The sequence below is a fragment of the Paenibacillus sp. FSL R5-0490 genome, assembly GCF_001956215.1.
Taxonomy (GTDB): Bacteria; Bacillota; Bacilli; order Bacillales; family Cytobacillaceae; genus Cytobacillus.
Window position 1 is genome coordinate 45,955 of record NZ_MRTQ01000013.1, and the last position, 13,795, is coordinate 59,749.

At 43.1% G+C, this 13,795-nt stretch carries 14 protein-coding genes; 10 read left to right on the forward strand and 4 right to left on the reverse strand.

Annotated features, from left to right (window positions below):
- The first annotated feature begins 18 nt into the window (after positions 1-18).
- The 4 genes from BK139_RS12420 (at position 19) to BK139_RS12435 (ending at position 3,821) form a co-directional block, all read left to right on the forward strand.
- Positions 19-669, forward strand: coding sequence for a sensor histidine kinase (locus BK139_RS12420; RefSeq protein WP_076259122.1), 651 nt, complete (start codon positions 19-21; stop codon positions 667-669).
- Between the two features lie 304 nt (positions 670-973).
- Positions 974-1,627, forward strand: coding sequence for a response regulator (locus tag BK139_RS12425; RefSeq protein ID WP_076259125.1), 654 nt, complete (start codon positions 974-976; stop codon positions 1,625-1,627).
- Positions 1,617-2,069 carry a GAF domain-containing protein gene (locus BK139_RS12430; RefSeq protein ID WP_076259127.1) on the forward strand — a complete coding sequence of 151 codons (453 nt, stop codon included), beginning with the start codon at positions 1,617-1,619 and terminating at the stop codon, positions 2,067-2,069. Before BK139_RS12425 ends, BK139_RS12430 begins: the two co-directional genes overlap by 11 nt.
- 24 nt (positions 2,070-2,093) lie before the next feature.
- Positions 2,094-3,821, forward strand: coding sequence for a PAS domain-containing sensor histidine kinase (locus BK139_RS12435; RefSeq protein ID WP_076259130.1), 1,728 nt, complete (start codon positions 2,094-2,096; stop codon positions 3,819-3,821).
- A 42-nt stretch (positions 3,822-3,863) separates the two neighbouring features.
- On the opposite strand, the gene BK139_RS12440 is transcribed toward BK139_RS12435, so the two are convergent.
- The 4 genes from BK139_RS12440 to fbpA form a co-directional block, all read right to left on the reverse strand.
- The gene (locus BK139_RS12440; protein WP_139325623.1) at positions 3,864-5,060 is read right to left on the reverse strand and encodes a chromate transporter; all 1,197 of its coding nucleotides are present in this window, start codon (positions 5,058-5,060) and stop codon (positions 3,864-3,866) included.
- 5 nt (positions 5,061-5,065) lie between these two features.
- The gene (locus BK139_RS12445) at positions 5,066-5,374 is read right to left on the reverse strand and encodes a PadR family transcriptional regulator (protein WP_076259134.1); all 309 of its coding nucleotides are present in this window, start codon (positions 5,372-5,374) and stop codon (positions 5,066-5,068) included.
- A 151-nt stretch (positions 5,375-5,525) separates the two neighbouring features.
- Positions 5,526-5,663 carry a hypothetical protein gene (locus BK139_RS23975; RefSeq protein ID WP_175609110.1) on the reverse strand — a complete coding sequence of 46 codons (138 nt, stop codon included), beginning with the start codon at positions 5,661-5,663 and terminating at the stop codon, positions 5,526-5,528.
- 13 nt (positions 5,664-5,676) lie between these two features.
- Positions 5,677-5,841: a Fur-regulated basic protein FbpA gene (gene fbpA, locus BK139_RS12450; protein WP_076259136.1), complete on the reverse strand. Its 165-nt coding sequence runs from the start codon at positions 5,839-5,841 to the stop codon at positions 5,677-5,679.
- 182 nt (positions 5,842-6,023) lie between these two features.
- Between fbpA and BK139_RS12455 the strand changes: the two genes are divergently transcribed.
- From BK139_RS12455 to BK139_RS12480, 6 genes are all read left to right on the forward strand, one after another.
- Complete coding sequence (locus tag BK139_RS12455; protein WP_076259138.1) at positions 6,024-6,347, forward strand: MerR family transcriptional regulator; 324 nt, start codon at positions 6,024-6,026, stop codon at positions 6,345-6,347.
- 201 nt (positions 6,348-6,548) lie between these two features.
- Complete coding sequence (locus BK139_RS12460) at positions 6,549-7,301, forward strand: threonine/serine exporter family protein (RefSeq protein ID WP_076259141.1); 753 nt, start codon at positions 6,549-6,551, stop codon at positions 7,299-7,301.
- A 24-nt stretch (positions 7,302-7,325) separates the two neighbouring features.
- Positions 7,326-7,769 carry a threonine/serine exporter family protein gene (locus BK139_RS12465; protein ID WP_076259144.1) on the forward strand — a complete coding sequence of 148 codons (444 nt, stop codon included), beginning with the start codon at positions 7,326-7,328 and terminating at the stop codon, positions 7,767-7,769.
- Between the two features lie 145 nt (positions 7,770-7,914).
- A complete protein-coding gene (locus BK139_RS12470; protein ID WP_076259146.1) occupies positions 7,915-9,630 on the forward strand; it encodes an ABC transporter ATP-binding protein in 1,716 nt (571 codons plus the stop codon).
- Between the two features lie 225 nt (positions 9,631-9,855).
- The gene (locus BK139_RS12475; RefSeq protein WP_139325624.1) at positions 9,856-11,595 is read left to right on the forward strand and encodes a serine hydrolase domain-containing protein; all 1,740 of its coding nucleotides are present in this window, start codon (positions 9,856-9,858) and stop codon (positions 11,593-11,595) included.
- A gap of 60 nt (positions 11,596-11,655) precedes the next feature.
- A complete protein-coding gene (locus BK139_RS12480; protein ID WP_076259149.1) occupies positions 11,656-13,770 on the forward strand; it encodes a glycoside hydrolase family 3 protein in 2,115 nt (704 codons plus the stop codon).
- Positions 13,771-13,795: the final 25 nt, after the last annotated feature.

Below are 13,795 nucleotides of genomic sequence, written 5' to 3' on the forward strand. Positions count from 1 at the left end.
AAAAGAAGGAGGGATGAAATGGAAACCCAGCCAGCAAAGAAAAATATCAGTTCATATATAATTCAATCTCAGGAAGATGAAATTAAGCGCATTGCCCTGGAGCTTCACGAAGGGGTAGGGCAGACGCTTTACAGCTTGTATACAGGCATGCAGTTCATTCAGACAGCTGTCGATCAGCCTGAGATGAAAGACTATATTCGGGATATGGCACAAATGATGGAAAAAACAATTCAGGAAATCAGGCTTCTGGCTGTGGAATTGCATCCCCCTGCTTTAGGAACTCTCGGTCTCTTGCCGGCTCTGAAAAGTTATCTGAAATTATACACTTCCACCTATGGAATCATCGTTGACCTTCAAAATGAGGGAAAGGAAGTGCGAATCAGAGAAAGGGAAAGGATTACACTATTCCGTGTTTGCCAGGAAGCCCTGGCTAACATAGCAAGATATGCTGACACAATGAGTGCAGGCATTATTCTTCGGTGGGAACCGGGTAAGCTTTCAATCACTATTCAAGATAAAGGGAAGGGTTTTGATGTAGATGCCGCGATGAAAAATTCTGCCGGCATTGCTGCCATGATGGAGAGAATGATGTTAATCAACGGCAAATGCGTGATCAGCTCAAAAATCGGTGAAGGGACTTCAATAGATATCACCCTTCCGTTATACTAAGATTATACTTAACAAGGGATCTGCATACAGCGGCTCCCTTGTTGCCTATTTCAGATTTTTATCGCAGCCTAACGGGCAGTAAGACCCCCACTTCAAGACTCAGAGGAATCAAAGGAGGATAAGTGGGGGTCAAACTGCCCGTAAAGGCCCGAAAAGAAGAACAAAGACTAAGAACGCCACGTCCTGTGGCAACTTCTTTGTGACCCACTTCCTGTGGGCCTCAACTAACAATCAGTGGGGGATAAAGCCCCCCACTGATTGAAGTTTCACTTTATATACGGACAAATGCTAAGGGGGAGCGGGCTTGATCAATATTTTACTTTGCGACGACCACGCGGTGGTCAGGATGGGTTTGAAAATGCTCTTAAATAACCATGATGACATGCAGGTGGTTGGTGAAGCTTCTGAAGGCAATGAGGGGATTCAGCAGGCATTGGAATTAAAGCCGGATGTGGTTGTCATGGATTTAAGCATGCCCCACGGGAAAGATGGCATGTCGGCAACCTCAGAACTAAAAAAACTAATGCCTGAAATAGCGATCCTTATTTTAACCATGCATGATGATGAAGAATACTTATTCAGGGCGATTCAAGCGGGCGCTTCCGGGTGTATTTTAAAGAGTGCACCCCATGATGAACTGCTCGCAGCAATCCGGTCTGTTGCAAGCGGGAATGCGTATTTGCATCCTTCTGCAACCAAAAGGCTGATGGAAGAATATATCGGAAGTGTGAAGCAGGGGAACACCGATACATTCAACCTTCTTTCCGACAGGGAGAAAGAAGTTCTTACATTAATAGCCAAGGGGTTTTCCAATAAGGATATTGCTGAACAGCTTGTAATCAGTGTAAAGACAGTTGAAACACATAAAGGTAATTTAATGGAAAAACTTCAGATGAAAACCAGGCCTGAGCTCGTTTCTTACGCCTTAAAGAAAGGGCTGCTTGGCTATGGAATATAAGGGGTGCAGTCCCGGAGAAAGCGTCCAGATTGATCAGGCTTGTGAGAAGGTGCTGAATGCGCTTGAATGTGATTTTGTTGGATTGGCACTGCAGAATACGGATGGCCCGGATGTAAAATGGCATTATGCCGCAGGAAACAGCAACGAGAAATATAAGCGGATAACAGTAAGGTACGGCAAAGGAATTGCAGGGAAAGTGATTTCAACCGGAAGACCGATGTATGTGGACAACTTTCCCGAAAATATTGCCGGAAAAGCATTGGAATACCCGATTATGCTTGCTGAAGGATTGAAGCATGCTTATGCTGTTCCCATTCATTTTAAAGGGATCCCAAAGGGGGTCCTCTTGATCGGGAACCGGTCGGGACAGCCTCTAAATGAAAGCAGGCAAAGTACAGCAAGGGATGCAGCCAGGACACTTGAAAAAAAGCTGAATGGTTAAAATAATGCAACTGGAGGAACGTAAATGGACAGGAATAATCAGCTGGCGAAAAAGAGAGAGATTGATCCTGATTCCAGTGATGCAACGATTCTTGTGAATAGGTTTGGGGTCATCTCTTATGCGAACGGACAGGCCCAGGAGCAATTTGGATATAGCGAACAGGAGCTGCATGGGAAGAATCTCGAGGAACTGCTGCCTGAGATCACTCTGCTTGAAACAGAAGAGGGGAAAGTGGTTCATCAGTATGGACAGCACCGTAATGGTGGCATATTTTCCATTTTTTACAGAATTAATTCTTTCATGCTGGCAGAAGAAAGCTATTATCTAATCGTCTTTCACTCAGTCAAAGACCGTTCCCGCCTAAAAAAGCAGCAGTCATATCCGTTAAAGGAATTAGTTGACCTGCAGTTTGCCCTGGATGAATCAACCATTGTCGCCTTTACAGACAGAAAAGGAAAAATCACCTATGTGAATGAAAAGTTCTGTGAAGTTTCGAAATATTCTGCAGAAGAGCTGATTGGCAAGGACCATAGAATTATCAACTCTTCATATCATTCCAAGGAATTTATGGAACATCTATGGAGCACTATTTCGAGCGGGGAAGTCTGGCGCGGGGAAATAAAAAACAAAGCCAAAGACGGAAACTATTATTGGGTAGATACTACGATCGTTCCTTTTATTGATGAAAAAGGAAATCCGTATAAATACCTGGCAATCCGGAAGGAAATAACAGAATATAAGCGGGTTGTCGAGGAACTGAAAAATTCCGTAAACGAGCTGATTGATTTAAAGTTTGCCCTGGATTCTTCATCCATTGTGGCCATTACAGATCAGAAAGGCACGATTACGTATGTGAATAAACAATTCTGCAGCATCTCAGGATTTTCACGGGAAGAATTGCTGGGACAGGATCATAGAATTATAAATTCAGGGTACCATTCCAAAGATTTTTTCAGAGATTTATGGAGGACGATTTCTTCCGGGAAGGTATGGAAAGGCGAGATCAAGAACAGAGCTAAGGATGGAACTTATTATTGGGTGGATACCACGATCGTCCCATTCCTTAATGATAAAGGGAAACCATATCAGCATCTTGCTATTCGACATGAAGTCACGCAAAGAAAAAATGCAGAAGAAGAGCTGCAAAATATGATGACAAGAATTATCGATGTTCAAGAGGAGGAACGGAAAAGGCTGTCCCGGGAACTTCACGACGGAATAGGACAGAATTTGTACAGCCATCTGATTACCATAAATAGGCTTCAGGCAGAAATAAGCAACCCGCTGCTTGATCAAATGCAGGACGAGGCTACTGAAATCATTGAAGAGCTGCGGGATCTTTCATGGGAGCTTCGTCCATCCGTGCTTGATGATCTGGGTCTGATACCTGCGATCCGATCCTACCTGGTCCGTTTTTCAGAACATCATAATATCAATGTTCATTTTGATTGTTACCTGGCTTCCCGCCTTAATTCTAATAAAGAAATCACCATCTATAGAATCATTCAGGAAGCACTGACAAATATAAGGAAATATGCTGAGACAGATGAAGCATCAGTTACAATCAGGCAGATGGAAGAAGAAATCCGCATTGTCATAGAAGATAAAGGCACAGGGTTCAATGTTAATGAAGTTTCAAGAGGAGTCGGCCTTTTTAGCATGGAAGAACGGGCAAAAGCTGCGGGCGGTTCTATAAATGTTTATTCAGAAGAAAATAAAGGCACAAAGATTATACTTGAAATTCCGTTATAGAAAAAAGCTGCCGAGTTGTTGGCAGCTTTTTTTGATGCGTTCCTAAATTACATATCCTAATAAAGTTCCGCCTATTGCTCCCGTCACAACAATGATCCAAGGCGGCAGTTTCCAATAAACAAGCATGCTGAATAATACTGCGGCAAAGGCAAAGTCCGCCGGCTCCAGGATGCTGCTGGTCCATATGGGATGATAAAAGGCAGAGATTAAAATGCCGACAACTGCCGCATTCACACCCATTAATGCGCCCTTGATGTTAGGATTGCGGCGAAGTGTGTCCCAAAATGGGAGTGTTCCTAAGATCAGCAGAAAAGCAGGCAGGAAGATTGCAGCCGTTGCAAGCAAGCCGCCCTGCCAGCCGTTCATCACTGCTCCAAGATAAGCAGCGAAAGTAAATAATGGCCCCGGCACTGCCTGAGCTGCACCGTATCCTGCCAGAAAGGCTTCTTCACTTAGCCAGCCTGTTGGGACGAATTCGCGTTCCAGCAAAGGAAGGACAACATGCCCGCCGCCGAAAACCAGAGATCCTGAACGATAAAAGCTGTCAAATAAAGCAACCCACTCCACTGCGGTTAGCTCTCTTAAAATAGGAAGCCCTATTAAAAGGCTGAAAAACAACACTAAACAGCCAATGGCAAAGCCTTTGGAGATGGGAAACTCCATCGGTGCATCATCGTTATCTGCATGCTTTTTATAGATTAAAAATCCGATAAAACCAGAGACAAGGATGACCGCAACCTGCGTAATGGCTGTCTGCCATAAAAGTGTTGCGATAATTGCAAACAGTGCCAGCGTTTTTCGGGGAAGGTCAGGTACAAGCTTTTGTGCCATTCCCAGGACAGCGTGAGCCACTACGGCCACCGCGACAATTTTTAGGCCGTGAATCCAGCCGGCTTCTGCCGGATTAATGCCTTGAAGAAGAATGGCAAAAATTATCAGAGCAATAACAGATGGTAAGGTGAACCCAAGGAAAGCCATTATGCCGCCGGCTGCTCCAGCCCTCATGACACCAATGCCGATCCCGACCTGGCTGCTTGCAGGACCGGGAAGGAACTGACAAAGTGCAACTAAGTCTGCGTAGCTTTTCTCATCCATCCATTTTCTTCTGCGGACATACTCATCGTGGAAATAGCCGAGATGAGCTACAGGTCCCCCGAAAGAGGTTAGTCCAAGTCTTGTTGAAACCATTAATATTTCCAGTAAAGTTTTAAGGCCAGTTTTGTTTTTTTTCATATGCATCTCCTTTAATCCTTAATTTCTTTAAAAAGCTCATAAGCTTTTTTTCTCGCTTCCTCCAGAACCATAATCCCTTTTTCAGTTGTGGTATAATACTTTCTGATTCTGCCATCCACATTTTTCTTCTCCTGTTTAAGGAGCCCGTCTGACTCCATGGAATGCAGGATCGGATACAATGTTCCGGAACTGATGCTGTAGCCATGCTCTTTCAGCTCTTCAGCCATCCATGCGCCGAAAACAGGGTGCTCCTTTGCGTGATGAAGAATATGGATTTGAATAAACCCCAGGAACAGCTTGCGCAGTATTTTATCTTCCAAGCAAATGCCTCCCTTTTTGATTTCGAAAATCGATATCGGATTTCGATAATTGAATGATACCAAAATAAATATGACAAGAAAAGGGAGTATCTTAAATTTACAAAACTTTAACATAGGCATAAAAAAGAACGCTCTTTCAAGCGTTCCATTATCAGCTATTCTGTTCATTTCTTAAAATTTCATAAGCCTGATAACCGGCTTCTGCCGTTAACCTTTCCCAAAGCTGATCACGCAGTAAATCGAGTTCAATAATCCTTCTGGCCAGTTCTATTGTATTTGTTGTTTCCATAAGGGCCCCCCAGTTAATAACGGTTTCGATTGCTGTGTTTCCTAAATATAACCTCAAGTTCTGTTAAGGTCAGCTTTTGCAGAGCCGGTTCAGAATGCTGATATTCACTTCCTGATTTGACCAGGAGATCGATTAGATATTGCCGTTTTTTTTCAATGGCTTTTCGTAAATATTGCATTTCCTATCTCCTCTTTTCTTTAATGTTTTGTTTATTCTAAAAGAAATTTAGCTCTTATTCAGTAATTATGTTAAGTTTTCTCACATTGTTTTTGCTGCTTTGTAAGATTTTCTGACAGAAATAATGAAAAAGTTTGAAAGATTAGTATAATGAAATAAATTGGTTAGATTGAGGTGACATGAGTGGATAGAGAAACATCCTACAAAACCAGAAAAGTCATTTCGATTGGGACGGTCAGCGAACTGACTGGACTTAGTGAACGGCAGATTCGTTACTACGAAGAGAGGAAATTGGTATTTCCTGAAAGGTCACAAAGAGGAAGCAGAAAATATTCTTTTCTCGATGTGGAGACGCTCATTGACATAGCCAACAAAAGGGAGGAGGGAGTCCGAACAGAAGAAATCCGCTCTGAATTGAAGCGGAAAAAGAAAAAAGACGATAAGGCATCACGTTCAAAAATGATTCAGGGTCAGCTTAATGCGCAGTTTGGAATACCGAAGAAATAAATGAGAAAGTGATTATTCTGCATGCAATAATCGCTTTTTTTATTCAATTTCATTACTGCCTTATAAGGTATGCGCTGATCTTAGCGAACATTTTAATATAAATTTTAGACAAAAGGCCTTTCTTTCGTTTATCATATCCGTTAAGATGTAACCCTATAATAAGAGGGTTATAAATTTTAGATTTATAAAGCAGGTGAAAGAATGGGGAAAGAATTCCCTCCAACAATAGAAGTAATTGAGATATGCTTGCTTGCGGGGAAAATCATGCTCCAGGGCGGGGCGGAAACGTATCGGGTAGAGGACACCATGACAAGGATCGCTGCTTCCCTGGGTATACCGCACTCACATAGCTATGTAACGCCAACTGGAATCATATTTTCTACAGATGGAACTGAACCGGCAAAGCTTATTCGAATTTCAGAACGTTCAACGGATCTGTACAAAGTGACATTGGTGAACGGAGTTTCTCGCAGAATCAGCAGCGGTGAACTGGATGGAAAGGAAGCACTGGCAAGGCTGAAGGAAATTGAAAGTGCCGACTATACTTTCCCTGTTTATCAGCAGATTCTTGCAGCCTCGATTGCAAGCGGCTGTTTTTTAATCATGTTCCTTGGAAGCTGGACTGACTTTATTCCAGCCATGATTGCAGGCGGTCTTGGATTTGTATCATTTTTATACGTACATAGAGTTGTCCAGATCAAATTTTTCTCTGAATTTATTGCGTCATTATTAATTGGCCTTATAGCGTATTTTTTTGTGTACTCAGGAGTGGGGACAGAGCTTGATAAGATCATCATTGGATCAGTCATGCCGCTTGTTCCGGGGCTTTTGATAACAAATGCAGTCAGGGACTTAATGGCCGGGCATCTTGTTTCCGGACTTTCAAAAGGGGCAGAAGCGTTTTTGACAGCTTTTGCCATTGGTGCTGGGATTGCTCTGGTCTTTACTTTTTAAATGCAATAGCGGAGGAAATGCCTAATGTTTATGTTGACTCATATGATTACAAGCTTTATCGCATCAGCAGGGTTCGGGGTCCTTTTCAATGCTCCGAAAAAATCTCTGCTGAAATGCGGATTTGTCGGGATGGTCGGCTGGTTCGTTTATATTTGGCTTGTTAATTGGCAGTATGATGCTGTCATTTCTTCATTAATTGCTGCTTTTACGATCGCCGTGATCAGCCAGGTTTTTGCCAAAATGTATAAAACACCTATAATTATTTTTAGTGTTGCCGGCATCATTCCACTGGTCCCGGGGGGGATTGCTTATGATGCCATGCGGAATTTTGTTGAAAATGATTACAATATGGCCATTCAGCTCGCTGCAAAAGCATTCATGATATCAGGGGCAATCGCAGTAGGACTTGTCATTTCAGAAGTAATTAATCAAATGATCCGTAAAGTTCAGTTCAGATCAAGGATTTGAACTTCAGAAGAGGACATACCATCAGCCTAATAAAGCAGTAACAACAGACTCGTTCCAGATAAATAGGGACGGGTTTTTCTTGTAATCTATTCCTGGTGAATTTATAATCAAATATATTTGATTTTTTCAGAAAAAGGAGAATAAAATGATCCAACGGTTTTTTAGCTACTATAAGCCGCATAAGCGCTTGTTCATTCTTGATTTTAGTTCAGCAGTATTCGTTGCAATTCTTGAATTGGGCTTTCCGCTTGCGGTTAAGTGGTTTATCGACAGCCTGCTTCCAAGCGGGAATTGGTCCATGATTGTTTCTGTAAGTGCGGGCCTGCTTGCTCTTTATGTGGCGAGCACACTTCTTCAGTTTGTGGTTAACTATTGGGGCCACAAGCTTGGCATCAACATCGAAACAGATATGAGGCAGCAGCTTTTTCAGCATGTGCAAAGGCAGTCTTTCCGCTTTTTCGATAATACCAAAACAGGGCATATCATGAGCCGGGTGACAAATGATTTAATGGATATCGGTGAGCTTGCCCATCATGGCCCGGAGGATTTATTTATAGCGGTCATGACGTTTGTGGGTGCATTCTGGATTATGCTGACGATCAATGTCAAGCTGGCTTTTGTAACCATATTTGTTCTTCCGTTCCTTGTATGGCTGATTACGTTCTGCAATATTAAAATGAACAAAGCATGGAAAAGAATGTACGGTGAAATTGCCGATGTCAACGCACAGGTAGAGGATAGTGTATCTGGTGTGCGTGTGGTTCAGTCTTTTACAAATGAAAGCTATGAGATTAAAAGGTTTAAGGAAAACAATGGAAGATTCCGTCTTGCCAAGCTTGCAGCTTACAAGATTATGAGCTTCAGTGCATCCGGAGTCTACATGCTGACCAGATTAGTTACGCTGATTGTTCTTGTATACGGTTCCTGGCTGAGCTTCAGCGGGCAGCTTTCATACGGTGAATTGGTCGGATTTGTACTCTATGTGAATGTGCTATTAAAGCCGATTGATAAAATCAGCGCCCTGATGGAACTGTATCCAAAGGGAATGGCTGGTTTCAAGCGGTTTTTAGAAATCATTGATACTGAACCGGAAATTGAGGATACGAAAGATGCCATAGAGGTTGAATCCTTAAGGGGTGATATCCGTTTTCAGGATGTAACTTTCAGTTATGATGAGCATAAATCGGTGCTTGAAGGAATTGATCTTCAAATCAATGCAGGTGAAACAGTTGCTTTTGTCGGACCTTCTGGAGCCGGAAAGACAACGATTTGTTCTTTGATTCCACGCTTTTATGATGTGAATGGCGGAAGTATTAAGATCGATGGCATGGATATCAGGGACATGACGAAAAAATCACTGAGATCGCATATTGGCATTGTCCAGCAGGATGTCTTCCTGTTTACCGGTACCCTGAAGGAGAATATAGCATACGGAATGCTTGGAGCTACAGATGAGCAGATTGCGGACGCGGCTAAAAAAGCACACCTGCAGGACTTCATTGCATCTCTACCGGATGGCTGGGAAACACAAATTGGGGAACGGGGATTAAAACTGTCAGGCGGACAAAAACAACGAATCGCCATTGCGAGAATGTTCCTTAAAAATCCGCCGATCTTAATCCTGGATGAAGCAACCTCGGCGCTGGATACTGAAACCGAACAAATTATTCAAACGGCATTGAACGAGCTCGCCGTAAACCGCACCACACTAGTCATTGCCCACAGGCTTGCGACCATCCGGAATGCGGACAGAGTAGTCGTTGTCACAGAAGACGGCATTGCTGAAGAAGGCACACATGATGAACTGATCGAAAAGAACGGAATCTTTGCTGGTCTTCATAATGTACAGTTTCAAAGATAAGCAGAATCCATCTGGATTCTGCTTTCTTTTATTACTTCGAAATTAAAAATTATCTAACAAAATGAGAATAATTTTCAGAATAGTCAAAAAGAACTATTGGTTTTTCTGTATTATTTGGAAGTTATTAACTAGAACAGGACTTATGTGGTATAGACAACTATACTCTAACTCTATTAATCTTACAATATGTAAACCCTTTCATTAAGAAGAGGAGGTTAATTGCTGATGAAAATTCATAAAAATAAAGGAGGCACTATGAAAAATAAAACCATGCTTGTTGCGCTATCTGCCGTACTTAGCACTTCACTCTTTATTCCGGCAGCATATCCTGCGTCTGCGCAAAGCGCTGAAGGAGTTAAGCCAACGATGGAAATGAAAAACAATAAAGATGTGAAACACAAATTTCACCCTATTTTTTCGTGGGATCGTCCTGGGCCGATTTCTCCTATTCTTCATCCTGGTTCTGCAGTGGGAGCCGGGATGGTTCAGCAGCCGCTGGATGAAATCGATCCATTAATGGAGGAGATGATTTCAGAAGGCGTCATGCCGGGTGCTGTCACTTTTGTGGCAAGGCGAGGGCATATCGTCAAGCATAATGCATACGGATATTCCTACCGCTACACCGATGATAAATTTACTGAAGCCCAGAACCCGATCGAAATGACCGAAGATACCATTTTTGATCTGGCTTCAATCAGTAAAATCTTTACCACAACTGCCGCAATGATCTTGTATGATGAAGGACGCTTTCAGCTGGATGATCCGGTTGCAAAATATATCCCCGAGTTTGCCGAAAACGGCAAGGAAAATGTAACAATACGCCAGCTGATGACACATACTTCAGGCTTTACTGCATGGATTCCGTTATATTCACAAGGGAGCAGCAGAGAGGAACGCATGCAAATCGTTTTTAATTATCCATTGGCCAATAAACCTGGCGAAGCGTATACATACAGCGATTTGAATATGATTACGCTCGGTGCACTCATCGAACGCCTTTCAGGACAAAGCCTGGATGAGTTTGTTGAAAAACGCATAACCAACCCCCTCGGTATGAAGGATACGATGTATAATCCGCCTGAATCCTTGAAGCATCGGATTGCAGCCACTGAATATCAGCCTGCGATTGGCAGGGGGCTTGTCTGGGGAGAAGTTCATGATGAGAATGCCTGGTCCCTTGATGGAGTTGCCGGACATGCAGGTGTCTTTTCCACTGCCTCCGACCTCGCCAGGCTTGCCCATATGTATGTGAATGACGGGCGCTATGGCGGCAAGCGGATATTAAAAGAAAAAACGGTGAAAATGCTGATTCAAAATCAGATTCCCCAATTTCCTGGTGATGATCATGGCCTGGGCTGGGAGCTTGGCCAGGGATGGTTCATGGATGCTTTATCAGAGGGAACTTCCCTTGGGCATACAGGGTACACCGGAACATCAATTGTCATAAACCGAAATAACGGCGCGATTGCGATTCTTTTAACAAATCGTGTACATCCTTCAAGAAATACGGTTACAACGAATATTGCAAGGCGTGCATTTGCAAGACAGGTGGCAGATTCAATTCCTGTAGCCATTCCAGGAAAAGGGCCGGCGTGGTTCTCAGGATATGGAGATAAAGTTCAGCATGAGTTAAACGCTAAAGTGGATCTCAAAGAAGAGGCGGTCCTGTCGTTCGATACCTGGTATAGAACTGAAACAAATGCAGATATGGGCGTGGTTGAGGTCTCAAAAGATGGCGTCAATTGGACACAGGCTCAACAGCCATATACAGGAAGCAGCATCGACTGGAAAAAGGATAAGCTGACCATTCCAGCAGGAACAATGCACATTCGATTCCGGTACGTAACGGACAGTACAGTAAATGGCAGAGGCTGGTATGTTGATAATGTAAAACTCCAGCTTTCAGATGGACAAAAAGTGACGCCTGCCCTCTCAGGAAACGGCTGGGAAAAACGAAACTACTAGTATTCGTTTTTTTAGTAAAAAGTAAGCTCATATGAAAAAGCAGTAAGGACGGTGGAAGAAATGGGTAAAGTCAGCAAAGTAATGTGTATTTTCCTTCTCACAATTACACTTGCCGTTTCGCAATTATGGATGGGAGGAACCTTGAAAAACGCATCAGCAGAAAGTACAGCTAAAGATTTAATACTCCTGGAGAATGTACCCCAGGTCAGCACGGAAATCAGTGGAGATGCATTTCAATTTAAAGCGCTTCATGTATTTAAAGAAGGACATTTCATGGGAGTTTCTGAGGGGTTGAAATGGAAGTCCAGCAATAAAACGGTTGCAGCAGTTGATCAGTCAGGGAATATCACTTTAAGAGGGAAGCCCGGAAAAACCTTCATCAGTGTAACAGATGGAGTATATAAGGACCGTATCGCACTTCAAATAAAACCTGACCATAAAAAGGGCAGCAAAGGCAAGCCTGCTTTTATAGTGAAAATCATGAAAGAGCATGGGAAACGGTATGACCTCATCAGCCGGGCAGTGAAAAATATGTCCATTGAAGAGAAGGTAGGCCAGATGCTGATGCCGGATTTCCGCAACTGGAAGGGACAAAATGTCACTAAAATGCTGCCGGAAATAGAAAAGCTGGTTAAAGATTATCATCTTGGCGGGGTCATATTATTCCGTGAAAATGTGGTGACAACTGAACAGACTGCCACATTGGTTTCGGATTATCAGAAAGCTGCCGATAAATTCGGCTTATTGATGACGATTGACCAGGAAGGCGGAATTGTTACACGTCTTCAATCAGGAACTGACATGCCTGGCAATATGGCGTTAGGGGCCGCCCGTTCTGAAGAAATTTCCCGCAAGGTCGGCAAGGCGATCGGGGAGGAGCTTTCATCACTCGGTATTAATATGAACTTTGCACCTGTCATGGATGTAAATAATAATCCCGACAATCCGGTAATTGGCGTTCGTTCATTTGGGGAGGACCCGCAGCTTGTTGCTGACTTGGGTGTTGCTTATACTGAAGGACTGCAATCAGCAGGTGTTGCTGCTACTGCAAAGCATTTTCCCGGACATGGAGATACAGCAGTAGACTCACATCTTGGATTGCCTGAAGTGCCTCATGATAAAGAACGTCTAAAGGAAGTTGAATTGTATCCTTTCCAAAAGGGAATGGAAGCAGGAGTGGATGCCATCATGACTGCGCATGTTACCTTCCCTAAGATTGATGACACGAAAGCAATCTCGAAAAAAACAGGTGAAGAAATCGCCGTACCGGCCACTCTTTCCCATAAAGTGCTGACAGAACTTATGCGTAAAGAAATGGGATATGAAGGTGTCATTACAACAGATGCAATGAATATGAACGCTATCGCTGAACACTTTGGACCAGTTGACGCCGCTATTCGGGCAGTTAAAGCTGGAACAGATATTGTGCTGATGCCTGTTGGACTCGAAGAAGTTGCAGAAGGGCTACTGAATGCAGTGGAGAATGGAGAAATCTCGGAAAAACGCATTGAATCATCAGTTGAGCGGATTTTAACACTGAAAATAAAGCGGGGAATTGTGAAAGAAGAGACACCGCAGCCGATTGATGAAAAAATTGCAAAGGCTCTTGACGTAGTTGGATCAGAAGAACATAAACAAATAGAAAAAGAAGCAGCAGAACGTTCCATTACAATGGTAAAAAATGAAGGAGATGCACTGCCATTACAAGTATCTCCTGAAGATCATATTGTTGTCGTTGGAAATACGTATATTACAGACTTAAAGAACGCAGTGGGCAAGTTTCATGCAAACACAACGGTCATCCAGACCTCAAGCTATGTATTAACGGAAGAGCAGAAGGAACAAATCAGGAATGCCAGTGCAGTTATTGTGGGCTCCTATACGTATAATGTATCAGGACGCTCACCAGACAGCGCACAGATGAAAATGGTTAATTCCATCATTGCTGAATCAGAAGCTCCAGTTATTTCGGTTGGCATCCGTAACCCATATGACATCATGGCCTACCCGGAAGTTGATGCTTACATTGCACAATATGGCTTCAGAACGGCGAGCTTTGATGCAGCAGCAGGTGTTATCTTTGGCCAGATTAATCCTTCAGGCAAACTGCCAGTAACAATTCCGGGTACAGATGGCAACGTACTATATGAATTTGGGTATGGATTGAGCTATTAGGATGAGGCATAAAAAATAGAATGGG

Excerpts from the sequence above, each read along its gene's own strand:
- BK139_RS12475 (WP_139325624.1), top strand. The coding sequence starts at position 9,856 with ATGAAAATTCATAAAAATAAAGGAGGCACTATGAAAAATAAAACCATG.
- BK139_RS12430 (WP_076259127.1), top strand. The coding sequence starts at position 1,617 with ATGGAATATAAGGGGTGCAGTCCCGGAGAAAGCGTCCAGATTGATCAG.
- fbpA (WP_076259136.1), bottom strand. The coding sequence starts at position 5,841 with ATGCAATATTTACGAAAAGCCATTGAAAAAAAACGGCAATATCTAATC.
- BK139_RS12435 (WP_076259130.1), top strand. The coding sequence starts at position 2,094 with ATGGACAGGAATAATCAGCTGGCGAAAAAGAGAGAGATTGATCCTGAT.
- BK139_RS12420 (WP_076259122.1), top strand. The coding sequence starts at position 19 with ATGGAAACCCAGCCAGCAAAGAAAAATATCAGTTCATATATAATTCAA.
- BK139_RS12465 (WP_076259144.1), top strand. The coding sequence starts at position 7,326 with ATGTTTATGTTGACTCATATGATTACAAGCTTTATCGCATCAGCAGGG.
- BK139_RS12460 (WP_076259141.1), top strand. The coding sequence starts at position 6,549 with ATGGGGAAAGAATTCCCTCCAACAATAGAAGTAATTGAGATATGCTTG.
- BK139_RS12480 (WP_076259149.1), top strand. The coding sequence starts at position 11,656 with ATGGGTAAAGTCAGCAAAGTAATGTGTATTTTCCTTCTCACAATTACA.
- BK139_RS12440 (WP_139325623.1), bottom strand. The coding sequence starts at position 5,060 with ATGCATATGAAAAAAAACAAAACTGGCCTTAAAACTTTACTGGAAATA.
- BK139_RS12470 (WP_076259146.1), top strand. The coding sequence starts at position 7,915 with ATGATCCAACGGTTTTTTAGCTACTATAAGCCGCATAAGCGCTTGTTC.
- BK139_RS23975 (WP_175609110.1), bottom strand. The coding sequence starts at position 5,663 with ATGGAAACAACAAATACAATAGAACTGGCCAGAAGGATTATTGAACTC.